The organism is Altererythrobacter sp. CAU 1644 (assembly GCF_029623755.1).
In the GTDB taxonomy this organism is placed as follows: domain Bacteria; phylum Pseudomonadota; class Alphaproteobacteria; order Sphingomonadales; family Sphingomonadaceae; genus Erythrobacter; species Erythrobacter arenosus.
On record NZ_CP121106.1, the window covers coordinates 2,729,122 to 2,751,571 of the forward strand.

Consider the following 22,450-nt stretch of genomic DNA (forward strand, 5'->3'; position numbering starts at 1 on the left):
ACTCATCGTGCACCGCTTGCATTCACCGCGCAAGATGTGCTGGACGTAAAATATGGATATCAGGTCGAAAATTGATGAAGGCTTCGCTCCGCTCATCGACCTGGTCTATCCGCCGCGGTGTCCGCTTTGCGGTGAGGCCATCGGCAGGCACGGAGGACTTTGCACTGCGTGCTGGAGCGGGCTGGCGGTTCCTTCCCCTCCTGCATGTCGGACATGTGATCGACCGTTCGATAACGCTATCCTAGGCGATGATCTGCTGTGCGCGCCGTGCCTGACAAGCCCGCCGAAACATGCCGGGATCAGTGCGGGAACGCTGTACAACGATGCGTCGCGCAAGCTGATCCTGTCGTTCAAGCACGGCGGGAAGCTTGGCCTCGCACCGATGCTGGCTCGGCTGATTGCGGCGCGACTGCCGGAGCAGGGCGAGGGCAATCGTATACCCCTGCTGGTCCCGGTGCCGCTCCACCGCTGGAGATTGTGGTCGCGTGGATTCAACCAGGCTGCCGTTCTCGCTCGTGAACTGGAGCGCTTGGGCAAGGGAAGGCTGGTGGTCGACCTGCTCGAGCGTCACAAGCAGACACCGTCGCTCGGAGGTCTCGGCAAGAAGGCGCGCGCCCGCGCGCTCAAGGGGGCCATCCGGGTCAGTTCACGCCGCAACGCCATCCTCAAGGGACGCGATGTGATCCTGGTCGATGATGTACTGACCAGTGGCTCGACCTCGGATGCATGCGTTTCGGCCTTGCTGGCAGCCGGCGCCAGCAGCGTCCGAATCGCCTGCTTCGCACGGGTGCTCGATAATGTGGAGCACCGCACACAGGGTGCCCAAAACGAAACGCCCGAGGCATAAAGCCCCGGGCGCCACGTGACGAATTATCGCGAACCCGCTCTTTCAGAGCTCAGGCGACTATCCCCCATTGAAGCCGCCAGGGTCCTATCCCTCATCGTTCAAACCGGTTGCCGCGACACCCCCTGTCGCATAGCTTCCGGCCACCCCCTGAACCTGGCGCTCTATTGGCACCGCATGTTCGGTGGACGTACCGTAAGGTCCGTAAGTCGAAACCTCTCATCCAAATCGGATTCATCAAAGTGTCATCTTGCCTCGAAATGGATTTTCGCTCTGATCTGTGGTTATCCTGCAACAAATCATCGCAAGCCTGCCCCACTTCACCGAAGGATCAAATGTGAGTATTCCGCCTGACCCCGCGGACGACCGCGAAGCCGGTACTGTATTCCTGCCCAAGTTTGACGACCGCGGCTTACTCACCGCCATTGCGGTGGACGCGAAAAACTCGGAAATTCTGATGGTTGCCTTCATGAATGAAGACGCGCTTGCCGCAACCCGTGCCTCGGGGGCGGCTCATTTCTGGTCCCGTTCACGCCAGTCCTTGTGGAAGAAGGGCGAAACCTCCGGGAACATCCTAAGGGTGCGCGAGATCCTGGTCGACTGCGACCAGGACGCCCTGATTCTGCGCTGCGATCCCGCTGGTCCGGCTTGCCACACCGGCGCCCGTTCCTGTTTCTATCGGCGGCTTGAAGGGGAGGCTCTCGTTAGGGTCAAGACTTGACGCTAACGTAAAGGGAAGATAGATAGGGTGCATGGCTACAGCACCCGCAAATGATTCCGTTGGCGACCCGCAACGCAGGCACGACGGCGCGCATCTCGATCGCCCCGACAAGCACGAACGCGAGCAATACACGATTTCCGATCTGACCTCGGAATTCGACTGTACGGCGCGCGCGCTTCGATTCTACGAGGACGAGGGATTGATTTCGCCAGCCCGCGTCGGTTTGACCCGGGTATATTCCAAGCGCGATCGCGCCCGGCTCGCCTGGATCATGCGCGCCAAGAACGTCGGTTTCAGCCTCAATGAAATCCGCGAGATGATCGATCTCTACGATCTGGATGACGGCCGGGTCGAACAGCGCCGTGTGACGGTCGAAAAGTGCAAGAACCACGTGGCCAAGCTCAAACGCCAGCGGGCCGATATCGACTCCTCGATCAAGGAACTTACCGAGTTCATCAAGCTGGTCGAACAGGTCGAGCTCGACTGAGCGCCCACAATCTCAAGCCGAATATTTCTCACGCAAGGACACGCAGATGCCCATCTACAAAGCCCCCAATCGCGATTTTCGTTTCATCATCAACGAAATGCTGGACCTCGAAAGCTACGGAAACCTCCCGGGTTTCGAGAACGCCAGCGAGGACCTGATCAATTCGATTCTCGAGGAAGGCGGAAAGTTCACGTCAGAAGTGATCGCACCGCTCAACCAGATCGGTGACCAGGAAGGTTGTACGCGGCACGAGGATGGCTCGGTGACCACCCCGACCGGATTCAAGGAAGCCTTCAACCAGTATCGTGAAGCTGGGTGGGGCACGCTGACCCAGCCAGAGGAACTGGGTGGTCAGGGCCTGCCCCAGGTGATTGGCTTCGCGCTCAAGGAGATGATGTCCTCGGCCAACCAGTCGTTTGGAATGTATCCGGGGCTGACCAACGGCGCGATCGAGGCGCTGAAGGCTAAGGGTACGCCCGAACAGAAGGAAATGTACCTACCCAAGATGGTCTCCGGCCAGTGGACCGGCACGATGAACCTGACCGAGCCGCATTGCGGCACCGACCTGGGCATGATCCGAACCAAGGCCGATCCGCAGGCGGACGGCAGCTATCTGATCACTGGCACCAAGATCTTCATCTCGGCCGGCGAACACGACATGGCCGAGAACATCATCCACCTCGTTTTGGCAAAGACTCCGGGTGCTCCGGAAAGCTCGAAGGGGATCTCGTTGTTCGTCGTGCCGAAGTTCCTCGTCAACGAGGACGGGTCGCTGGGCGAGCGCAATGGTGTCTCGTGCGGTTCGATCGAGCACAAGATGGGCATCCACGGCAACTCGACTTGCGTCCTCAATTACGACGGGGCGACCGGATGGATGGTCGGCGAAGAGAACAAGGGTCTGGCCGCCATGTTCATCATGATGAACGAGGCGCGGCTCGGCACCGGTATGCAGGGCTATGCCCAGGCAGAGGCCGCGTATCAGAACGCCGTGGCCTATGCGCTCGACCGTCGCCAGGGCAGGGCGCTGACCGGCCCGGTCGATCCGGAGGAAAAGGCCGATCCGATTTTCGTCCATCCTGACATTCGCCGTCTGCTGATGGACGCCAAGGTGTTCACCGAGGGTTCGCGCGCATTCTGCCTGTGGAGCGCGTTGCAGGCAGACCTGTCGGAGAAGGCGCAGACCGAAGAGGAGCGGAAGTCCGCCCATGAGATGCTCAGCCTGCTGACCCCTGTGATCAAGGGTTTTACGACCGACAAAGGCTATGAAACCGCGACCAATATGCAGCAGGTCTTCGGCGGCCACGGCTATATCGAAGAATGGGGCATGAGCCAGTTCGTGCGTGATGCGCGTATCGCCCAGATCTACGAGGGTGCGAACGGCATTCAGGCGATGGACCTGTGCGGTCGCAAGCTTGGCCAGAATGGCGGCGCGACGATCCAGGCCTTCTTTGCGATGGTCGACGAGGAAATCGCTGCGGCCAAGAGCAACCCGCAACTTGTTGAGATTGCCACGCGACTAGAGAAGGCACTAGGTGAGCAGAAAGCTGCGACCATGTGGTTCATGCAAAACGCGATGACCAACCCCAATAATCTCGGGGCCGGCGCCTACAACTACATGCACATCATGGGCCTCGTAACGCTCGGTTACATGTGGCTGAAGATGGCCAAGACAGCTGCCGAGAAGCTGTCTGGCGGCGCCGGTGACAAGGCATTCTACGAAGCCAAGCTGGTATCGGCGAACTATTATGCCGAACGCTTCTTGCCCGATTCCGGTGCACTTCGCCGCAAGCTGGAAGCAGGTGCGGAGAACATGATGGCTCTGCCGGCGGATGCGTTCCAGACCGCAGCCTGATCGCGCAGACTTTGCTGAAATGGCGAAGGGCGTCTCGTTCGAGGCGCCCTTCGTTTATGCGACGGCAGGCGCCGGCTGCTTCTTCGGAAGCCTTTCACTCAGGGTCACGATCTTGCCGCTCGCCCACCAGATGAAAGGTATGAGTGCCGTGGAGATCATCCCGTCGACGGCATAGTGCCAACCGAGGTGCACCGATCCGAACCAGATGATCACGTGATATGCGATGGCGAGGTAAGTACGCCAATCCCAGCCATACCGATCGTGTACCATCAACACGACGATCATCGTGATTGCACAATGGAGAGAAGGGACGGCGCTGATCCCGCTGCCAATAGCTTCGTCGCCTACCGTCATTCGCAGAGTTTCCTGGAGCTTGAGCGCCGCCAGGTTCTGATGCGAAAGCAGGTCCATCAATGGGGTGAACCGATCGCTGCCGTAGAATTCGGCGTAGAAGCATGGGCCAACCGAAGCGAAGAGGGTGGCCAAGAGGTTGCCCAACAAGATCCAGGTCAGGAAGAAGCTCAAGGTGGCGCGCTTGCGAAACTGCGAATCCTTGGCGAAGGCGGCAAAGCCGAACGAAATGAGCATTACCGGCAGCCACACGACATAAAGCATGTCGATAAACTGTGTGCCCAATGGGCCGACCATGGAATGAGTGATCAGCCAAGGATCCTGGCCGAAAATCGCCTTGTCCCATGACGCGAACATGGGATCCGCCCAATACTCGTTATGTCGGGGGATCGCCACCTTGAGCGCGCGGTAGGCACGATGGACGATCAGGTAGATCAGGATGAAGAGAAAGCCGTAGAAAAAACGTTCGCGATTCTCCCGTAGTGTCTCGCCGAGATGACCAAGCACATTGGAGGGCTGCGCCCTTACTGAGCGGAAAACCAGTCCCGCAAAAATCAGTAGGGGTGGCATGAGCGAGAAAGTCAAAACTTCCTGCAGCCAAGACCAGGTGAAGTAGTCGACGAGCTTCCGCTCGCCCAGAGAAACAGCCGCAGTGAAATGCGCGACCACAATAGCAGCGACCCAACGAATCGTTCCGACCCCTCGTAAGAACATTCAACCTACACGGCGCCGAATCCTCGCCGCCGTGTTCGATTACTACTCTGGCAGAAAATCCGGAACAGAAAGATAACGCTCACCTGTGTCGTAATTGAAACCGAGCACCCGTGTCCCGGCGGCGAGGTCGGGCAGTTTCTGGGCAATCGCCGCGAGGGTTGCGCCGCTGGAGATTCCAACGAGCATGCCTTCCTCGCGCGCGACGCGGCGGGCCATCTCCTTGGCATCTTTAGGCTCAACCTGAATCGCCCCGTCGATTGCCTGCGTGTGCAAATTTCCCGGGATGAATCCGGCGCCGATTCCCTGGATCGGGTGCGGGCCGGGCTGTCCGCCCGAGATCACGGGGGAAAGCGTCGGCTCCACGGCATAGGCCTTCATGCCCGACCAGTGACGCTTGAGCTCTTCCGCGCAGCCGGTGAGATGTCCGCCGGTGCCAACGCCAGTAATCAGCACATCGACCGGGCTATCGGCGAAATCCTGGAGGATTTCCTTCGCAGTGGTTCGCACATGGACCTTCCAGTTCGAATCATTGTCGAACTGGCTCGGCATCCACGAGTTCTCGGTCTGCTCGATCAGCTCGTTGGCCCGCTCGATCGCGCCCTTCATGCCCTTTTCCTTGGGCGTGAGGTCAAAGCTGGCGCCATAGGCAAGCATCAGCCTGCGGCGCTCGAGTGACATCGATTCGGGCATCACGAGCACCAGCTTGTAGCCTTTGACCGCGGCCGCCATCGCGAGGCCGATACCCGTATTGCCACTGGTCGGCTCGATGATCGTGCCGCCGGGTTTGAGCGCCCCGCTTGCCTCGGCGTCCTCGATCATCGCCAAGCCGATCCGATCCTTGATCGAGCCGCCGGGATTGCTGCGTTCCGACTTTACCCAGACTTCATGGTCGGGAAACATCCGTGCAAGTCGGATATGCGGCGTGTTGCCGATGGTTTCGAGAATACTGGCGGCTTTCATGTCATACCTCCTGCGGGGTAGGTTTGGACGGATGTCGGTCTTCTAGCAAATCCTCGGGCGGATCGAAGGTCTTGGTCGTGCGCAGCACGGGGAACACGCGGCTCCAGATCGCCACCGTTACGATAGCACCGACACCGCCTGCAACCACTGCAGCGACCGGGCCAATCAGAAATGCGAGGCTGCCGGAGAAAAAATCACCGCCTTCGTTCGACGCGCTGATGGTCAGCTGGCTGACCGATGATACGCGACCGCGCTTGTCGTCCGGCGTGTGAAGCTGGATCAGCGACGAGCGGATGTAGACGCTGAACATGTCGGCAGCCCCGACGATGAACAGCATTGCGAGGCTCAGCGGCATCGAGGTCGAGAGGCCGAAGACAATCGTGGCGATACCGAACACAAACACGGCCAGGAGCATCTTGGGGCCGACGTTGTGCTTTAGGGGCCTCCATGAAAACCACGCGGCAGTGATCGCCGCTCCGGTGGCCGGTGCCATGGCGAGCTGGGCAAGGCCTTGTTCGCCGACCTGGAGAATGTCGCGGGCGTAGACGGGAAACAGTGCAGTTGCCCCAGCCAGAAACACCGCAAACAGATCGAGCGTGATTGACCCCAGCACCATCTTGTTATGAGCAACGTAGCGCAGGCCATCGATGATTTGCCCGATCGGGCGAATGTCCTTGCGCATGGCCTGCTGCGGCACCTTGCCGATCATCGCGAGGGCCACGAAGGCCACCACGAACAGCCCGCATGCGACGATATAGGGCATCGCAGGCTCGATTGCGTAAAGATAGCCGCCCATCGCCGGACCCACGATCATTCCCACCTGCCAGGAGATCGAGGAAAGCGCGATGGCATTGGGCAGGATTGCCTTTGGCACCAGGTTCGGCGCGAGGGAGGAGAGTGCAGGTCCGGTAAAAGTCCGCGCGACGCCGAGCATGATCGCAATCGCGAACAGTACCGGCAGGGTCATCGCGTCCTGCCAAGTTACCGCTGCGAGGACAGCGGCGCATGCGAGCTGCAGCAGGATGGTAAGGAGACCAATCTTTCGCCGGTCGTACTGGTCGGCAGCCAATCCCGCGAAAGGCGTGAGCACGAAGAGCGGTGCGAATTGTAGGAGGCCGATGAGGGCCAACTGTCCCGAAGCTGCGCCGACACTCATGCCGCTGTCGCGCGCAATATTGTAAGTTTGCCAACCGATGATGAGCAGCATGGCGTACTGCGCCAGCGTCATCGCAAGTCGCGCCGTCCAGTAGGCGCGGAAATTGCCGATGTGGAAAGGGTGCCCGGCAGGGCTCTCGGTATCGCTCACAGACGCGCAATGGCAGGCCGCGAGGGGCCTGCCAATACGTCAAAATCTAGCTGTAGTGGAAGTCGCGCTACTCAGCGCGGACGACGCAGTCGCGGGTTCGGCTGCAAAGTATCGATCACCGCCATGAAATCGTCGAGACGAATGATGCGTTCGAACTGGAACCCGGCGCGATTGTCGCGCACCCAGATGACGTAGGCTTCGATCCGACCAACCACAGGCAGTCGAATGATCACACGATCACCGCGCTGCAGGTTATGTGCATCATCGACCATAAAGCCGTGGGCCGAAATGTTGGCCACGTGCAGGTTCATGTCACCCTGGGCATGGTGCTCCACGATCACCGGGAAATCGACCGGGTGACGCGCGGCGCGGCGCATGTCAGTGACGCTCAGGCTTGCTCCCGCAGACACAGTATTCGACCCTCCACATCTTGGTTCGTCGAAATCACTAATGCGGTAGAAAGGCTGATAATTTGTAAAGAACCGCTGTCCCGATACGGGACGTCCCCTCCGGTGGAGCGCCCTTATCGTGTCACGAGGCCGTGCTTTTTCTTGCCGAGGCTGAGCTTGAGCGACTCGTTCACAGCGGGAAGGACCAGTATTCCCGGATCGGTGACGACCGCGTCTTCGAGCTTGACCGCACCTTCGGCCAGTTTGCGCTTCGCTTCGCCGTTGGATTGGGTGAACCCGATCGCCGTCAGAACCGCGCCGATGCGCATGCCTTCATCACCTACCGACAGGGTAGGGAGGTCTTCGCCAACACCGCCGCCCGCAAAGGTCTCGCGCGCTGTCGCTTCGGCAGCCTTGGCTGCTGCTTCGCCGCGCACCATCTTAGTGACCTCGTTGGCAAGAACGACCTTGGCCTCGTTGATCTCGGCACCTTCGAGCGCTTCGAGACGTGCCACCTCGTCAAGCGGGACATCGGTAAACAGGCGCAGGAACCGGCCAACATCGCGGTCGTCAGTATTGCGCCAGTATTGCCAGAAATCGTAGCCCGGAAGCTGCTCTTCATTGAGCCAGATCGCGCCAGAGACCGACTTGCCCATTTTCTGCCCGTCGGCCCGGGTAATGAGGGGCGCTGTCACGCCATAGACTTCCTTGCCATCGATGCGCCGGGTCAGTTCGATCCCATTGACGATGTTACCCCACTGGTCGCTGCCGCCTAGTTGCAGGCGGCAATCATAATCGCGCGCGAGCTTGAGGAAATCATACGCCTGCATGATCATGTAGTTGAATTCGAGGAAGGTCAGCGGCTGTTCGCGGTCGAGGCGCAGCTTGACCGAATCGAAGGTCAGCATCCGATTGATGGTGAAATGCGGGCCGACATCGCGAAGCATCTCGATGTAGCCGAGCTTGCTCAGCCAATCGTCATTGTTGATCAGGATCGCGCCGGTTGGGCTATCGTCGAACCGTAGGATCTTCTCGAAGCTGTCCTTGATCGAGGCCACATTGGCCGCGAGTCGCTCTTCGGTGAGCATGGTCCGCGTTTCGTCTTTGCCCGATGGATCGCCGACCTTGGCTGTGCCTCCGCCCATGATCACGATTGGCCGGTGGCCGGCCTGCTGGACGCGCTTAAGCAGCATGATCGAAGCGAGATTGCCGATGTGGAGCGATGGCGCGGTCGGATCGAATCCGACATAGGCCGTCACGATCTCCTTCGAAGCCAGCGCGTCGAGCGCGTCGGCATCGGTAACCTGGTGGATATGCCCGCGCTCTTGTAGCAGGCGCAGGAGATCGGATTTGTACTCGCTCATGGACATTCTCTTGCCTTGGGAGGGCGCGGTTAGCATGGAGGGGGGGTAATGCAAGCGCATCGGCTCATTCCTCACCCCGCTCACCCGCCGCTCGCCGTCACCGCGATAGAGGCGCGCATCCATGACGATGATGCCAACTGGCTGCGACTGCGATGGAAAGTCGAGGGGGCGCAGAAGCTGGTGCTGCCGAGGATTGGGAGCAAGACGAGGGCTGACGGATTGTGGAGGACGACCTGTTTCGAGCTGTTCCTGCAACCTGAAGGCGGCGCCGGGTATAGCGAGTGGAACCTGTCACCCTCGCGGCGTTGGAATGCCTATGACTTCGTCGAATATCGCGAAGGGATGGCTGAACGAGTGGTGAGGCGAGCGCCAGATAGCCAAGTCCACCCCGGGTCGAGCTTTACGATCTTCTATGCAGCGATTCCTCGGTCGGAGCTTCCCGACGCGCCATGCAGGATGAGCATCAGCGCCGTTATCGAGGAGGAGGGTGGCCGCATCAGCTATTGGGCCATCCAGCATCCCAACGATGAGAAGCCCGATTTCCACGATCCGGCTTGCTTCGTGGCCGGGCTTGCGGCACCGCACGCATCATGAAATTCGGGATCGATCGTCTCCTCACTGAACCGGATCTGTTGCGAGAGCTCGATGGGCGCCGCGTCGCGCTGATCGCGCATCCGGCCAGCGTCACCGCAGCGCTCAATCACAGTCTCGATGCCCTCATTGCCGCTGGCGTCAATGTGACGAGTGCTTTCGGGCCTCAGCACGGTCTGAAGGGCGACAAGCAGGACAATATGGTCGAGACGGGTGACGAGACCGACCCGACCTACGGCATTCCGGTATTCTCGCTTTACGGCGAGGTTCGTCGCCCCACTGGGCAGATGATGTCATCGGCAGATGTCTTCCTGTTCGACTTGCAGGACCTCGGCTGCCGAATCTACACCTTCGTCACCACGCTGCTGTACCTGCTCGAAGAGGCGGCCAAGACTGGCAAGAGCGTGTGGGTGCTCGATCGCCCCAATCCGGCCGGGCGACCGGTAGAAGGGACTCTGCTCGTTCCGGGGCAGGAAAGCTTCGTCGGGGCAGCGCCCATGCCTATGCGGCACGGGCTGACGCTGGGCGAGATGGGCCATTGGTTTATCGATCACTTCGGGCTGGACGTGGATTACCGCGTCGTCGCGATGGAGGGCTGGCAGCCGGACGGCCCCGGTCACGGTTGGCCGCAGGATCGCATCTGGATCAATCCCAGCCCCAATGCAGCAAACGTCAATATGGCGCGGGCCTATGCCGGGACCGTCATGCTCGAAGGAACGACGCTGAGCGAGGGCAGGGGAACGACCCGCCCGCTCGAAGTGCTGTTCGGCGCGCCCGATGTCGATGCCAGATCGGTGCTGGCGGAGATGTTGCTGATGGCGCCCGAGTGGATCTCCGGCTGCGCCTTGCGCGAATGTTGGTTCGAGCCGACCTTTCACAAGCACGCAGGAACACTCTGCAACGCATTGATGATCCATGCAGAAGGCCCGTTCTATGGGCACGACAATTTCCGTCCTTGGAGGCTGCAAGCCCTGGCCTTCAAGGCGATCCGCAATCTCTATCCCGATTACGAGATTTGGCGTGATTTTCCCTATGAGTACGAACTTGAGCGGCTCGCGATTGATGTGATCAATGGCGGACCTGCCTTGCGCGAATGGGTGGACAATCCCGACGCCACGCCCCACGATCTCGATGCGATGGCGGCAAATGACGAAGCAAGCTGGATAACGACGGTTCGCGGGCACTTGCTCTACTGATGGCCAGCACGGCAACCGCCAGCAGGGGCAACTCGACGCGACTGCTCCTGTGGATCCTGCTGGTTGTCTACATCTTCAATTTCATCGACCGGCAGATCGTCAACATCCTGGCGGAGCCCATCCGGAACGAGCTGGGCCTCTCGGACACGCAAATCGGCCTGATGACTGGCCTTGCCTTTGCGCTATTCTACACAGTGCTCGGCATTCCCATCGCTCGCTACGCCGATCGGCCCACCACCAGCAGGCCGCGGATCATCGCCGTTGCTCTCGCAACATGGTCGGTGATGACCGCTTTGTGCGGTTTCGCGCAGAACTTCTGGCAATTGCTGCTCGCAAGGATCGGGGTGGGCGTAGGCGAGGCTGGATGCACCCCGGCGGCGCATTCGCTGATTTCCGACAGCGTACCCAAGGAAAAGCGCAGCAGCGCTCTCGCGTTCTATGCCCTCGGGATCCCCATCGGAACCCTACTGGGCATGATGATCGGCGGCGTGCTCAACGACCTGCTGGGGTGGCGGCTCGCATTCTTCGCAGTAGGGCTACCCGGAGTCGCTCTCGCGGGTTTCGTCCTCGTCTTCCTGCGCGACCCGCGCCGCCACGGGGGCGTCATTCAACCGACGATGAGCGCTACTCCGCCGCTGGTCGGCAAGGAAATATTGAAGGCGATCTTCAGTTCGCGTGCGCTCGTCCTGTTGCTGATCGCCGGGTCGTGCGCCTCCTTTCTCGCCTACGGCAAGACAACCTGGGCGACGATATTCTTCCAGCGGACCCATGGGCTGACGCCGGGAGAAGTCGGCTTCTACTTCGGCGTGGTCAATGGAGCGGCGGGAATCCTCGGAACCTGGCTCGGAGGATGGCTGGCCGACCGCTTCGGCGGAACCAATCGGCGACACGTCCTGACTGCACCGGCAGTGGGAATGATGATCGCCGCTCCGGCCGCCTTCTGGGCCTATTCGGTCGCAGACTGGAGAGCGGCGCTCTTCCTGCTCTTCGTGCCGACACTCCTGAACTCGCTATATTACGGGCCGACCTACTCGAGCGTGCAAGGGCTGGTCCCACGCGAAGCGAGAGCCATGGCGAGCGCCGTGATGTTGTTTTGCCAGAACCTCATCGGGCTTGGCCTGGGTCCGCTGCTCTTCGGCATGATGTCCGACGCGATCAGGCCTGAATTCGGGGAAAACAGCGTGCAGGTAGTGCTTTATGTCGCGGCCTTCCTCGGCCTTTTGCCTGCATTCTTCTTCTGGCGCTGCAGCCTGCGGCTCAATGCGGAACTCGACCAGAAAGACTGAGGCTGCGGCGCGGCGAGTCTAATGACCCTGTTTCCGGCTCAATTCGCGCATGGCGTCATCGAGACCGTCGAGTGTGAGCGGATACATCCGGTCGTTGACGAGGTGCTTCATCACCTTTGTCGACTGCGAATAGCTCCACTGCTTCTCCGGCACGGGATTGAGCCAGACTGTCGCGGGATAGGTATTGATCACGCGCTGCATCCAGATGGCGCCCGCTTCCTCGTTCATATGCTCGACGCTGCCGCCCGGATGGGTAATTTCATAAGGGCTCATCGCTGCGTCGCCGACGAAGATCACCTTGTAGTCATGGCCGTATTTGTGAAGCACGTCCCAGGTTTTAGTCCGTTCTTGCCAGCGGCGCTTGTTGTCCTTCCACACGCCCTCGTAGAGGCAGTTGTGAAAGTAGAAAAATTCGAGGTTTTTGAACTCGCTGGTCGCCGCACTGAAGAGCTCTTCGCAAAGCCTGATGAACGGGTCCATCGATCCCCCGACATCGAGAAACAGTAGCAGCTTGACCGCATTGTGGCGCTCGGGGCGCATGTGGATGTCGAGCCAGCCCTGCTTGGCCGTTCCTTCGATCGTCGCATCGAGGTCGAGTTCGTCCGCGGCACCTTCGCGGGCGAAACGGCGCAGGCGTCTCAGGGCCATCTTGATGTTGCGGGTGCCGAGTTCCTTGGTGTTGTCGAGGTTCTTGAACTCGCGCTTGTCCCAGACCTTGATGGCGCGCTTGTGCTTGCTTTCGCCACCGATCCGCACGCCTTCGGGGTTGAAGCCCGAATTGCCGAAGGGCGACGTGCCGCCGGTGCCGATCCACTTGTTGCCGCCCTGGTGGCGCTTTTCCTGTTCTTCGAGACGCTTCTTGAGCGTTTCCATGATCTCATCCCAGTCGCCCAGCGACTTGATCTTCTCCATCTCTTCGGGGCTGAGAAACTTCTCGGCGACGGCCTTGAGCCAGTCTTCCGGAATTTCGACGGGATTCTGCCCGTAATCGGTCAGGATTCCCTTGAAAACCTTCTGGAACACCTGGTCGAACCGGTCGAGCAGGCCCTCATCCTTCACGAAGGTGGCCCGCGAGAGGTAATAAAACGCCTCGGGCGTCTGCTCGATCACGTCCTTGTCGAGCGCCTCTAGCAGGGTGAGGTGCTCCTTGAAACTGGCCGGGATCCCGGCTTCACGCAGTTCGTCGACGAAGTTAAAGAACATGTCCGTTGCTTAGCGCCACTGATCGCCCGAGGCCAGAGGCGTTTCACAGCCGCTTCCGCTTAAATGTTTGCTAACCATGAGCGGTTACCGATGACACCAATATCACTATTGGGGGTCCCAGGGCATGAAGCCTATCGAAGTCGACAGTCACAACGCACGGGCATTGGATCGCATTCCGGCAAGCTGCGGAGACGTGACCGTCAGTTGCACCGATGTCGCTGGCATAATCGAGGAAGTCATCAAATCCTCGGAGCGGCTGCGCGAGGAGCACACCGCGCTGCGCGGGACCGTTGTCGAACTCGAAGCCGACCAGGAGAAGGTGGCGCAGGCGAGCGACGAAGCGCGCCTGCTCTCGGAGCGCGCGATCGAACGACTCGGCGAAGGCACGTCGCTGATCCATTCCTCGCTCAGCAAGATCAATTCCGTACTCGAACTCGTCGAGGCGCTTGCGCAGCACGTGACCAGCTTCGCCGCGGCGATGGATCAGGTTCGGCGCAGCGCGCACGACATCGAGCAGATCGCAGAAACCACCAACATACTGGCGCTCAATGCCACGATCGAAGCAATGCGCGCTGGCGATGCCGGCCGGACCTTTGCCGTGGTGGCAGGGGAGGTGAAGAACCTCGCCAACGACACCCGCAAGGCGACGGAGGAAATCGCTGCAACTGTCGATGCCCTCGATGCGGAGGCCGCGTCGGTCATCGAACGAATCGAGACAGGCTCCAAAGCGAGCGGCGACGCGAAGAATTCCGTCGCTGAAATCGAGCGCACCATTTCGAGTGTTGGCGAGCTGGTCGAGGAAGTCGACAAGCAGAACGACCAGATTGCCCGTTCCACCAGCACGATCAGCGGACATGTTCAGCGGGTCCAGGATGTGCTCGACAGCTTCGATGAAGCCGCAGTCGATAATGAAACCAAGCTCGACAAGGCGCACAAGCGCATGCACGAGCTCGAGCTCACCGCGAGCGACATGTTCGACCAGATCGTCAAGGCCGGCCTGTCGCCCGAGGACAGCATTCAGGTCGACAGAGCGCAGGACGTCGCCAAGAAGCTCGAAGCGGCGGCCGAAAAAGCCCTTGCTGAAGGTCGACTGACGGCATCGGCCCTGTTCGACCAGAACTATCGCGAAGTCCCGGGCACCAACCCCCAGCTCTACCGCACTTCGCTATGCGATTGGGCAGACGAAGCCTGGCGCCCGATCTTCGACGAGGTCGTCGCGCAGGGCGGCGCAATCCGGATGTGCTCCTGCAATGACATGAACGGCTTCCTGCCTACCCACATCTCCGACCGCTCGCGCAAGCCGACCGGCGACCTAGCGCATGACACGAAACATTGCCGCAATGGGCGCATCCTGCTCGAAGGAGTCGACAAGGCGGCCAAGAAAAGCTCCGATGCCTACATGATGGCGGTTTACCGGCAGGAAGGCGATGGCAAGCAGTACGAGATTGTTCGCAACGTCTACGTTCCGATGATTATCGACGGACGGCGCTGGGGCGACTTCGAACTGGCTTACGTACTCTAGACCGGTTTCCGCGAATGGGCGATCCAACGCGTCGCTGCGTGGATCGCCATCGCGGCCCAACCCAGGCCGATCATGCTGGTTGCCATCGGGGCAAGGCCGAACGGATCCAGCATCCCCGGGACCAGGAGAAGCGGGGCGGGGACGCAAAGCAGGGCGAGTATCCAGCGCTTCAGTTTGGCAAACGCGGCCACCGCGGCACCACAGGTCAGCGCCAGCAGTCCGAACTTTAGCCACACGGGATAGGGCAGCAATGCCATTTCCGGCATAGCGTTACTCATGTCGGCAACCATGCTGAACATGATCGCGTTTTCTACAGCGTCGGACACTGCCGCGATGACTGCCAGCCATCCGAAAAACCGCCATCTTCGATCGGCCAGTTCACGCGCAACGCCGAAAAAGAAACTGAGCGTCAGCAGCCCGTATGCCGGCATCAGGAGATAATCGAGCGCATTGCCTGTGTTCATTCCCGCAATGCGATCCGCCCGCGCAGGGTCGCCCGGTTCGCCGAAGATGTTGATCAAATGCTCGGGCTTCGAAGCGAATTCGAGCAGCAGGACCGGCCGAATATCGCTCCCCTCGAGCGGGATCGCGAGTTCCGCCGGGAAGTAGTCGCGCATCACGAGCAGGATGGCAATGGTCAGCGCGAAGAAAAGCAGTGTCGCCCCTGGCGTTCCCAATCGACCGATCAATTTGCTCACCGGCTTGGATCCACAGATGGTACCGGCGGAGCCTTGGGAAAATGCGGCAAGTCCGGATCGAGATAGGCCCAATCGGGCGCGCTGTCGGTCCAGATCACGGCCTGCGGTGCGATCAGGTCCTTGTCGTCGAACACGCCGAGCCGCACGCCGCCGAAATCGGGGGCTGCCGAACTTCTCGTGAAGATGTGCGATCCGCAAGCCGGACAGAATGCACGGCGGGTCGTGTTGCCGCTATCGGCGGTGCTTTCGTACCAAGTAAGCTCGCCCTGCGTGCTGACGCTGGCGAAAGCGAAGAAAGCGTTGGTGGTGCCATTTCCGCCGCCAAACTTCTGGCAATCGCGGCACCAGCAGGTCCGGGCGCCCAATGGCTCGCTCTCGATCGAAACCGTCACCTGTCCGCACAAGCATCGACCGGTATGAGCCATGGGCTTGCCCTCTTAGGGTTGGCGCCGAGCCATGAAGGCGAGTCGTTCGAACATCATGACATCCTGCTCGTTCTTGAGCAGCGCCCCATGCAGTGGCGGAATCGCGCTGTTGGGGTTGCTGTCCTGCAGCACTTCGAGCGGCATGTCTTCGTTGAGCAGTAGCTTGAGCCAATCGAGCAATTCGCTGGTCGAGGGCTTTTTCTTCAGGCCCGGCACATCGCGCAGCTCGTAGAAGATATCCATCGCCTTGGTGACGAGGTTCTTCTGAATGTTCGGATAGTGGACATCAATGATGTCGCGCATCGTGTCGCGGTCGGGGAACTTGATGTAGTGGAAGAAGCAGCGGCGCAGGAATGCGTCGGGCAGTTCTTTCTCGTTGTTCGACGTGATGACCACGATCGGGCGTTCCTGCGCGGTAATCGTTTCGTGCGTTTCGTAGACGTCGAAGCTCATCCTATCGAGTTCCTGCAAAAGGTCGTTCGGGAACTCGATATCGGCCTTGTCGATCTCGTCGATCAGCAGAACGGGTAGTTCGGGCGCAGTGAAAGCTTCCCACAGCTTGCCCTTCTTGATGTAGTTCGAGATGTCGTGGACGCGCTCATCGCCCAGCTGTCCATCGCGCAGGCGGGCAACCGCGTCGTACTCGTAGAGCCCCTGCTGCGCCTTGGTGGTCGACTTGACGTTCCACTCGATCAGCGGCGCGTCGATCGCCTTGGCGATTTCATGCGCCAGCACGGTCTTCCCGGTGCCCGGCTCGCCCTTTACCAGCAGCGGACGGCGCAACGTCACAGCTGCGTTCACGGCTACCTTCAGATCATCGGTAGCGATGTAGGAGCTGGTACCTTCGAAACGGGTCGGTTCGGTCATCGGTTTTCCCTTGAAACTTGACGCAAGCGTTAGGGTGCAGCGCAGCAAGAGGCAAGGGTGCCGCTACGTAAGCCATCAAAATTGGCAGTCGATTGGCGCGCTTCGAAAGTTGGTCAATCGCGGGTGAGAGAGAAGTAGCGCAGGACGTCGATCCGCCGTCCCATCATGTCGCCGGTGAAGTGAAGCAGTCCAAATCCATGGGTGACGCTGGGAAAGTTGGCGATGACCTTCATATTCATCGTTCCCATGCCGTTGAGATCGTACTCGATGTTCCCGACATAGCCCGGCATCTTCTCCCATTCGCAGGGCAGCATCGCGGCGACATCTATCTCTCTGATCCGACCGTCGATCTGGACCCGAAAATCGGTCGGCAAGTGCTCTGCGACGGTTTGCGGTTGGAGTTCCATGCGCTGCGGCCCCTGGTCGTTGATACCGCGCATCACCAAGACGCCATTTCCGGCATATTCGAAGTCGACCGATTCCTTGTCCTTTCCAGACAGGCCGATGGCCTTCGAGCCAACCGTTCCGCCACCTTCGCGGTTTACGGCTGTCCAGTCGCCTGCAAGTGGCTCAGCCGTATCGAAGGCGAGCCGATCGCACAGGTCGCCCGGAATAACGAAATCCTTGGCGGACAGAGGCGTGGCGAGAAACAGCGCCGCCAAGGCCAGGGTAATGGGTGTTGCCCGCATCGTATCGACGCTCCTTGTTCGTACTCCGCTTAAGTGCGCCATAGACGGGTCAGTGGTGCAAAATTGCGGCCAAGCCACGGATCGGCCATGTAATCTATCCGGGCCTGTTCCGAACTCTTGGGAGAGACGAGGCCCAAAGGAGAGCCAATGCCGACCGAAAACATATCAATCAGCACCGCGTCAGGGCATGCCTTGTCCGGATCGCTCGAAATGCCGACCGGGCTGGTGCGCGGCGCGGCTCTGTTTGCGCATTGCTTCACCTGCACCAAGCAATCGCGCGCCGCGATAGAAGTCGCACGAGCGCTGGCAGGCGAGGGGATCGCGTGCCTGCGGTTCGATTTCACCGGGCTTGGAGGCAGCGAGGGTGAGTTCGGCCGAGCTGGTTTTGCCACCGATGTCGGTGACCTGGTCGACGCAGCAAGCTATCTGTTCGAGCGCTTTGCCCAGCCGATCCTGCTGGTCGGCCATAGCCTGGGCGGCGCGGCCGTGCTCGCCGCGGCGGACGACCTGGGCTTCGACAAGGTCGCAGCCATTGCCACCATCGGCGCTCCTTCCGACGTCCCGCACGTCCTGCACAACATCAAGGGCGATCTCGACGCGATCCGTGATCAAGGGCAGGGCGAAGTCACGATCGGCGGGCGGGAGTTCTGCCTTGGCCGCGAGTTCATAGAGCGCGTCGAAAGCGCGGATCTGCTGGCGGAGGTTGGTCGCTTGCGGCGACCGCTGCTATTTCTCCATTCGCCGACGGACGACATCGTCGGGATCGAGCATGCCAGCGCACTCTTCGCGGCCGCGAAACACCCCAAGAGCTTTGTCAGCCTCGAAGGCGCCGATCACTTGCTGCTCAAAGACGCGGACGCTCGCTTCGTCGCGTCGGTCATTGCCAGCTGGGCGCACCGCTACCTTCCCATGCGGGAAGATTGGCCGATGCCTGACGAGGGCGTCGTCGTGAAAAGCGGGCACGGCAAATTTGGGACCGAAGTGCACACGGTCAGCCACCGCTTCATTGCCGACGAGCCCAAGAGCTATGGTGGAGACGACACCGGCCCGACGCCCTATGATTTGCTCAACGCGGCGCTCGGCACATGCACTGCGATGACCATGAAGATGTATGCCGATCGCAAGGGCTGGCCGCTCGAAGGCGTGACTGTCGAGGTTCGGCACGAGCGCAACCACAAGGAAGAATGCCACCATGTTGCGGCGATGGAGCAGGGGACACAGCTCCAGGCGCTCCACCGGACGATCAATCTGCAAGGTGACGGGCTGGACGAGGAGCAGCGCGCCAAGATCATCGAGATTGCTGATAAGTGCCCCGTTCACCGCACACTTGAGGGCGAGCTGCATATCCACACGGAGGCCGCGGGATGATTATCATCACCGGCAGCGTCACTCTAAAGCCGGAGCGCCGCGAAGAGGCGATCGCGCTCGGCCTTGAACACTCGCAGCGTTCGCGCACCGAGCCCGGGTGCATCTCGCACGATTGCTATATTACCGCCGGTGATCCCAACCGCATGCATTTCTTCGAACGATGGGCGGATGCCGAGGCGATGAAGCGGCACTTCGCCGTGCCCGAATCCGGCGCCTTCATCCGCGCGGTCGGCGCCATGGCGAGTACGCCGCCGGAAATTGCGATCTACACTGCCGAGGAGGTGGAAGGCGCGCCGTTCTAAGCCTCTCATACCTAACGAAGCGGTGTGCGTAGTCGCCCGCCGGGATCCCGATGGTGCGACCTGCACCACTTCTGCGCTAGGGTGGCCCCAATGCGAATCGCCGCACGAGCGATGAAGGGGGCCTTGCCGAAAATGACCGGAGCGCATCGCGGATGAGGCTGTGGGAGCACCTGCGCCGCGGCAGTTTTCTCGATCGGGAGCGGGTGCGCATTTATCCGCGCCTGTTGGCGGGATTGAGCCTGGTATCGCTCCTCATTCTCTTCGGTTCTTCACAATCTGGCAGGGATCGCTTTGGACATCTGATCGGCAGCGATTTTCTCAGTTTTTTAGCTGTCGGAAGACTGTTGCTGGAAAACGCGAATCCATACGACGCTTCGACCCATCTTGCGTTCATGCGCGAGTTTGCCCCGAACCTGGAGGGTTATCCGGCCTTCTTCTATCCTCCCCAGTTCCTCGCATTTTGCCTGGTCTTGGGCCTTTTCCCCTACTTCGTCGCCTATACCTTGTGGCTGGCGACAACGGCTGCCGCCTATCTTGCCGCCTTGCGCGCCTGGAGCCGTGAACTCGATCTACTCAGTCCGGTCTGGGTCTGGTTTGCAGCATTTCCCCCGGTGCTGATCACGATCACCCATGGGCAAACTAGCTTCCTCATTGCCGCTCTTCTGGGCGGTGGTCTCTTGCTGGTTGGCAAGCGGCCGGTGTTGGCTGGAGTCCTGCTCGGCCTTGCAACCATCAAGCCACAGTTCGGCTTGCTCGTTCCACTGGCGCTACTACTCACGGGAAGCTGGCGTACAATCGCCGCGGCAGGGATTACGGCGTTTGCCCTCGCAGCACTTAACGGACTCGTATTCGGTTTCGATATTTGGCGGGATTGGCTGTCGCTATCTAGCTCAGCTCAGTCCGCCATGACCAGTGGAGCCATCGGGTACGGAAAGATGGTCAGCGTCTTTGCCGGGCTCAAGGTTCTCGGCGTTTCCACATCGCTCGCTTATGCCGTGCAGATAGGTGTTAGTTTGATCGTTGCTGCGACCGTGGTGTGGGCAAGCTGGCGAAAGGCTTGGAGCCCGCTGATCGCATCGCTCGTGCTGGTCGGCGCGCCGCTCGCGACGCCATTCGCGCTTGACTATGACATGGCACTCTTGGCCTTTCCGCTGATATTCCTTGCGCACGCCGGTTACCGAGATTGGGAGAAGACGATAAGCTTGCTGGCCTTTACCGCTCCAGTATTCGCGCGCCCGCTGGCCCATTTTGGCGGCATCCCAATCATGCCCTTGGTGCTTGGCTTGCTCTTCTGGATTTTGGCACGCCGTTCCCGAGACGCCACTGCAAGTTAAGCGTCGATCAAGTCCCGGTCGACATCGCCCGCATGGTTCTGGATAAACATGAAGCGGTGTTCTGGATTGCGGCCCATCAGTCGGTCGACCAGTTCCTTGACCGCGGCGCGCTGCTCGAACTCGGGTGGCAGGGTGATGCGGATCAGCGAGCGCGTTTCCGGGTTCATCGTGGTTTCGCGCAGCTGCGCAGGGTTCATTTCGCCAAGCCCCTTGAACCGCGCCACTTCGACCTTCTTGCCCTTGAACACCGTCTCTTCCAGCTCGGCGCGATGCGCGTCGTCGCGGGCATAGGCGCTCTCCTTGCCGGCTGTGAGGCGATAGAGCGGGGGCTGGGCGAGGAACAGGTGCCCTCGGCGGACGATCTCGGGCATCTCCTGGAAGAAGAAGGTCATCAGTAGCGTTGCGATATGCGCGCCATCGACGTCCGCGTCGGTCATGATGATGATCCGGTCGTAACGAAGGTTCTCCGGATCGCAATCCTTACGCGTGCCGCAGCCCATCGCGAGCGAAAGATCGGCGATTTCCTGGTTGGCGCGGATCTTGTCCGCCGTGGCCGAGGCAACGTTGAGGATCTTGCCGCGGATCGGCAGGATCGCCTGCGTCTTGCGGTCGCGTGCCTGCTTGGCGCTGCCGCCAGCCGAATCACCTTCGACGATGAACAGTTCGGTGTCGGCATCGCCTTCGCCCGAACAGTCGGTCAGCTTGCCGGGCAGGCGCAGCTTCTTGGCATTGGTCGCGGTCTTGCGCTTGATTTCGCGCTCCTGCTTGCGCCGCAGCCGCTCGTCCATGCGTTCCATCACCTGGCCGAGAAGCGCCTTGCCGCGCTCCATATTGTCGGTGAGGAAGTGGTCGAAATGGTCGCGAACCGCGTTCTCGACGAGGCGGGCAGCTTCCGGCGAAGTCAGGCGATCCTTGGTCTGCGACTGAAACTGAGGGTCGCGGATGAAGACGCTCAGCATCACCTCGCCGCCGGTCATCACGTCGTCGGCGGAGATATCCTTGGCTTTCTTTGTTCCGGTGAGTTCGCCAAAGGCTCGCAGGGCCTTGGTCAGCGCTGCGCGCAACCCCTGCTCATGGGTGCCGCCGTCGGGGGTAGGGACGGTGTTGCAGTACCAGCTGGTCGAACCATCCGAGTACAGCGGCCAGGTTATCGCCCATTCGACCCGACCCTGATCGTCGGGGAAATCTTGCCTTCCGGTAAAGGGCTGGGAAGTCACGCATTCGCGTTCACCCACCTGCTCGGCAAGATGATCGGCAAGACCGCCGGGAAACTTGAAGACAGCTTCTTCCGGCACATCTTCGCTGGCAAGCGAAGGGGCGCATTTCCAGCGAATCTCGACTCCGGCGAAAAGGTACGCCTTGGACCGTGCCAGCTTGAACAGTCGTGCGGGCTTGAAGTCGCGGTCGCCGAAGATCTCTGTATCGGGCGTGAAGCTGACCGTGGTGCCGCGCCGGTTAGGCGTCGGCCCGAGTTCCTCGATCGGGCCAAGCGTCTGGCCCTTGGAGAACTCCTGCGCGTAGAGCTGGCGATCGCGCGCGACCTCGACGCGGGTGTGCGAAGAGAGCGCATTGACCACCGACACGCCGACGCCGTGCAGGCCGCCGGAGGTGGCGTAAGCCTTGCCCGAGAACTTGCCGCCGGAATGGAGCGTCGAGAGGATCACCTCGAGCGTCGACTTGCCGGGATATTTCGGATGCTCTTCGACCGGGATGCCGCGGCCGTTGTCGGCGATGGTCAGCCGATTGCCCTCGTCAAGCCGCACCTCGATCCTGCTCGCGTGACCTGCCACCGCTTCGTCCATGGCATTATCGAGCACCTCGGCCGCCAGATGGTGCAGCGCGCGGTCGTCGGTCCCGCCGATATACATGCCGGGGCGGCGGCGAACAGGTTCCAGCCCCTCCAGGACTTCAATCGAGGAAGCGTCATAGTCGCCGCTCGAAGCGGGCGTGCCATCAAACAGGTCGTCGGACATGTGCCGGG

At 60.6% G+C, this 22,450-nt stretch carries 22 protein-coding genes; 11 read left to right on the forward strand and 11 right to left on the reverse strand.

Features of this window, described 5'->3' with window-relative positions; genetic code table 11:
* Positions 1-52: 52 nt before the first annotated feature.
* The 4 genes from P7228_RS13595 to P7228_RS13610 all read left to right on the forward strand — a co-directional run bounded on the left by P7228_RS13595 (position 53) and on the right by P7228_RS13610 (position 3,904).
* On the forward strand, positions 53-847 hold the full coding sequence (locus tag P7228_RS13595) for a ComF family protein (RefSeq protein WP_278015771.1): 795 nt from the start codon (positions 53-55) through the stop codon (positions 845-847).
* Positions 848-1,187: 340 nt separating this feature from the next.
* The gene (gene hisI / locus P7228_RS13600) at positions 1,188-1,565 is read left to right on the forward strand and encodes a phosphoribosyl-AMP cyclohydrolase (RefSeq protein ID WP_278017775.1); all 378 of its coding nucleotides are present in this window, start codon (positions 1,188-1,190) and stop codon (positions 1,563-1,565) included.
* Positions 1,566-1,596: 31 nt separating this feature from the next.
* Entirely contained in the window at positions 1,597-2,052 is a 456-nt protein-coding gene (locus tag P7228_RS13605) for a MerR family transcriptional regulator (protein WP_278015772.1), read from the forward strand.
* A gap of 46 nt (positions 2,053-2,098) precedes the next feature.
* On the forward strand, positions 2,099-3,904 hold the full coding sequence (locus P7228_RS13610) for an acyl-CoA dehydrogenase C-terminal domain-containing protein (RefSeq protein ID WP_278015773.1): 1,806 nt from the start codon (positions 2,099-2,101) through the stop codon (positions 3,902-3,904).
* A gap of 54 nt (positions 3,905-3,958) precedes the next feature.
* Here P7228_RS13610 and P7228_RS13615 read toward each other — a convergent pair whose 3' ends face one another.
* The 5 genes from P7228_RS13615 to tyrS form a co-directional block, all read right to left on the reverse strand.
* Positions 3,959-4,924 (reverse strand): phosphatase PAP2 family protein, encoded by a 966-nt coding sequence (locus P7228_RS13615; RefSeq protein ID WP_278015774.1) that lies wholly within the window; start codon positions 4,922-4,924, stop codon positions 3,959-3,961.
* Between the two features lie 87 nt (positions 4,925-5,011).
* On the reverse strand, positions 5,012-5,929 hold the full coding sequence (gene cysK, locus P7228_RS13620) for a cysteine synthase A (protein ID WP_278015775.1): 918 nt from the start codon (positions 5,927-5,929) through the stop codon (positions 5,012-5,014).
* A gap of 1 nt (position 5,930) precedes the next feature.
* The gene (locus P7228_RS13625; RefSeq protein WP_278015776.1) at positions 5,931-7,235 is read right to left on the reverse strand and encodes an MFS transporter; all 1,305 of its coding nucleotides are present in this window, start codon (positions 7,233-7,235) and stop codon (positions 5,931-5,933) included.
* 71 nt (positions 7,236-7,306) lie between these two features.
* A complete protein-coding gene (locus P7228_RS13630) occupies positions 7,307-7,645 on the reverse strand; it encodes a PilZ domain-containing protein (protein WP_278015777.1) in 339 nt (112 codons plus the stop codon).
* 113 nt (positions 7,646-7,758) lie between these two features.
* Positions 7,759-8,988, reverse strand: a complete 1,230-nt coding sequence (tyrS, locus tag P7228_RS13635; RefSeq protein WP_278015778.1) for a tyrosine--tRNA ligase — start codon at positions 8,986-8,988, stop codon at positions 7,759-7,761.
* 48 nt (positions 8,989-9,036) lie between these two features.
* Between tyrS and P7228_RS13640 the strand changes: the two genes are divergently transcribed.
* Genes P7228_RS13640 through P7228_RS13650 form a run of 3 tightly spaced genes read left to right on the forward strand, consistent with a single transcriptional unit; the run spans position 9,037 to position 12,061 of the window.
* The gene (locus P7228_RS13640) at positions 9,037-9,582 is read left to right on the forward strand and encodes a DOMON-like domain-containing protein (protein ID WP_278015779.1); all 546 of its coding nucleotides are present in this window, start codon (positions 9,037-9,039) and stop codon (positions 9,580-9,582) included.
* Positions 9,579-10,775 (forward strand): exo-beta-N-acetylmuramidase NamZ family protein, encoded by a 1,197-nt coding sequence (locus tag P7228_RS13645; protein WP_278015780.1) that lies wholly within the window; start codon positions 9,579-9,581, stop codon positions 10,773-10,775. Before P7228_RS13640 ends, P7228_RS13645 begins: the two co-directional genes overlap by 4 nt.
* A complete protein-coding gene (locus P7228_RS13650; RefSeq protein ID WP_278015781.1) occupies positions 10,775-12,061 on the forward strand; it encodes a spinster family MFS transporter in 1,287 nt (428 codons plus the stop codon). The genes P7228_RS13645 and P7228_RS13650 overlap by 1 nt, the downstream gene beginning before the upstream one ends.
* A gap of 18 nt (positions 12,062-12,079) precedes the next feature.
* Here P7228_RS13650 and P7228_RS13655 read toward each other — a convergent pair whose 3' ends face one another.
* Complete coding sequence (locus tag P7228_RS13655; protein WP_278015782.1) at positions 12,080-13,264, reverse strand: vWA domain-containing protein; 1,185 nt, start codon at positions 13,262-13,264, stop codon at positions 12,080-12,082.
* A gap of 124 nt (positions 13,265-13,388) precedes the next feature.
* On the opposite strand from P7228_RS13655, the gene P7228_RS13660 reads away from it, so the two are divergent.
* A complete protein-coding gene (locus P7228_RS13660) occupies positions 13,389-14,786 on the forward strand; it encodes a methyl-accepting chemotaxis protein (RefSeq protein ID WP_278015783.1) in 1,398 nt (465 codons plus the stop codon).
* Here the strand turns inward: P7228_RS13660 and P7228_RS13665 are convergent.
* The 4 genes from P7228_RS13665 to P7228_RS13680 all read right to left on the reverse strand — a co-directional run bounded on the left by P7228_RS13665 (position 14,783) and on the right by P7228_RS13680 (position 17,465).
* A complete protein-coding gene (locus P7228_RS13665) occupies positions 14,783-15,484 on the reverse strand; it encodes a hypothetical protein (RefSeq protein ID WP_278015784.1) in 702 nt (233 codons plus the stop codon). The two genes, P7228_RS13660 and P7228_RS13665, sit on opposite strands and share 4 nt — an antisense overlap.
* Positions 15,481-15,909 (reverse strand): GFA family protein, encoded by a 429-nt coding sequence (locus P7228_RS13670; RefSeq protein WP_278015785.1) that lies wholly within the window; start codon positions 15,907-15,909, stop codon positions 15,481-15,483. The genes P7228_RS13665 and P7228_RS13670 overlap by 4 nt, the downstream gene beginning before the upstream one ends.
* A 12-nt stretch (positions 15,910-15,921) precedes the next feature.
* Positions 15,922-16,776, reverse strand: coding sequence for an AAA family ATPase (locus tag P7228_RS13675; protein WP_278015786.1), 855 nt, complete (start codon positions 16,774-16,776; stop codon positions 15,922-15,924).
* 113 nt (positions 16,777-16,889) lie between these two features.
* The gene (locus tag P7228_RS13680) at positions 16,890-17,465 is read right to left on the reverse strand and encodes a hypothetical protein (RefSeq protein ID WP_278015787.1); all 576 of its coding nucleotides are present in this window, start codon (positions 17,463-17,465) and stop codon (positions 16,890-16,892) included.
* 147 nt (positions 17,466-17,612) lie between these two features.
* Here P7228_RS13680 and P7228_RS13685 point away from each other — a divergent pair, with 147 nt between their 5' ends.
* From P7228_RS13685 to P7228_RS13695, 3 genes are all read left to right on the forward strand, one after another.
* A complete protein-coding gene (locus tag P7228_RS13685; protein ID WP_278015788.1) occupies positions 17,613-18,833 on the forward strand; it encodes a bifunctional alpha/beta hydrolase/OsmC family protein in 1,221 nt (406 codons plus the stop codon).
* The gene (locus P7228_RS13690) at positions 18,830-19,135 is read left to right on the forward strand and encodes a putative quinol monooxygenase (protein WP_278015789.1); all 306 of its coding nucleotides are present in this window, start codon (positions 18,830-18,832) and stop codon (positions 19,133-19,135) included. The genes P7228_RS13685 and P7228_RS13690 overlap by 4 nt, the downstream gene beginning before the upstream one ends.
* Positions 19,136-19,287: 152 nt before the next feature.
* The gene (locus P7228_RS13695; RefSeq protein WP_278015790.1) at positions 19,288-20,469 is read left to right on the forward strand and encodes a glycosyltransferase family 87 protein; all 1,182 of its coding nucleotides are present in this window, start codon (positions 19,288-19,290) and stop codon (positions 20,467-20,469) included.
* On the opposite strand, the gene parE is transcribed toward P7228_RS13695, so the two are convergent.
* Positions 20,466-22,442, reverse strand: a complete 1,977-nt coding sequence (parE, locus tag P7228_RS13700) for a DNA topoisomerase IV subunit B (RefSeq protein WP_278015791.1) — start codon at positions 22,440-22,442, stop codon at positions 20,466-20,468. The genes P7228_RS13695 and parE overlap by 4 nt on opposite strands.
* Positions 22,443-22,450: the final 8 nt, after the last annotated feature.

Coding starts and splice junctions, on each gene's coding strand:
- P7228_RS13680 (WP_278015787.1), bottom strand. CDS start 17,465: ATGCGGGCAACACCCATTACCCTGGCCTTGGCGGCGCTGTTTCTCGCC.
- parE (WP_278015791.1), bottom strand. CDS start 22,442: ATGTCCGACGACCTGTTTGATGGCACGCCCGCTTCGAGCGGCGACTAT.
- P7228_RS13645 (WP_278015780.1), top strand. CDS start 9,579: ATGAAATTCGGGATCGATCGTCTCCTCACTGAACCGGATCTGTTGCGA.
- P7228_RS13685 (WP_278015788.1), top strand. CDS start 17,613: ATGCCGACCGAAAACATATCAATCAGCACCGCGTCAGGGCATGCCTTG.
- P7228_RS13670 (WP_278015785.1), bottom strand. CDS start 15,909: ATGGCTCATACCGGTCGATGCTTGTGCGGACAGGTGACGGTTTCGATC.
- P7228_RS13695 (WP_278015790.1), top strand. CDS start 19,288: ATGAGGCTGTGGGAGCACCTGCGCCGCGGCAGTTTTCTCGATCGGGAG.
- P7228_RS13640 (WP_278015779.1), top strand. CDS start 9,037: ATGCAAGCGCATCGGCTCATTCCTCACCCCGCTCACCCGCCGCTCGCC.
- P7228_RS13690 (WP_278015789.1), top strand. CDS start 18,830: ATGATTATCATCACCGGCAGCGTCACTCTAAAGCCGGAGCGCCGCGAA.
- P7228_RS13610 (WP_278015773.1), top strand. CDS start 2,099: ATGCCCATCTACAAAGCCCCCAATCGCGATTTTCGTTTCATCATCAAC.
- P7228_RS13675 (WP_278015786.1), bottom strand. CDS start 16,776: ATGACCGAACCGACCCGTTTCGAAGGTACCAGCTCCTACATCGCTACC.
- cysK (WP_278015775.1), bottom strand. CDS start 5,929: ATGAAAGCCGCCAGTATTCTCGAAACCATCGGCAACACGCCGCATATC.
- P7228_RS13650 (WP_278015781.1), top strand. CDS start 10,775: ATGGCCAGCACGGCAACCGCCAGCAGGGGCAACTCGACGCGACTGCTC.
- P7228_RS13655 (WP_278015782.1), bottom strand. CDS start 13,264: ATGTTCTTTAACTTCGTCGACGAACTGCGTGAAGCCGGGATCCCGGCC.
- tyrS (WP_278015778.1), bottom strand. CDS start 8,988: ATGAGCGAGTACAAATCCGATCTCCTGCGCCTGCTACAAGAGCGCGGG.
- P7228_RS13660 (WP_278015783.1), top strand. CDS start 13,389: ATGAAGCCTATCGAAGTCGACAGTCACAACGCACGGGCATTGGATCGC.
- P7228_RS13595 (WP_278015771.1), top strand. CDS start 53: ATGGATATCAGGTCGAAAATTGATGAAGGCTTCGCTCCGCTCATCGAC.
- P7228_RS13605 (WP_278015772.1), top strand. CDS start 1,597: ATGGCTACAGCACCCGCAAATGATTCCGTTGGCGACCCGCAACGCAGG.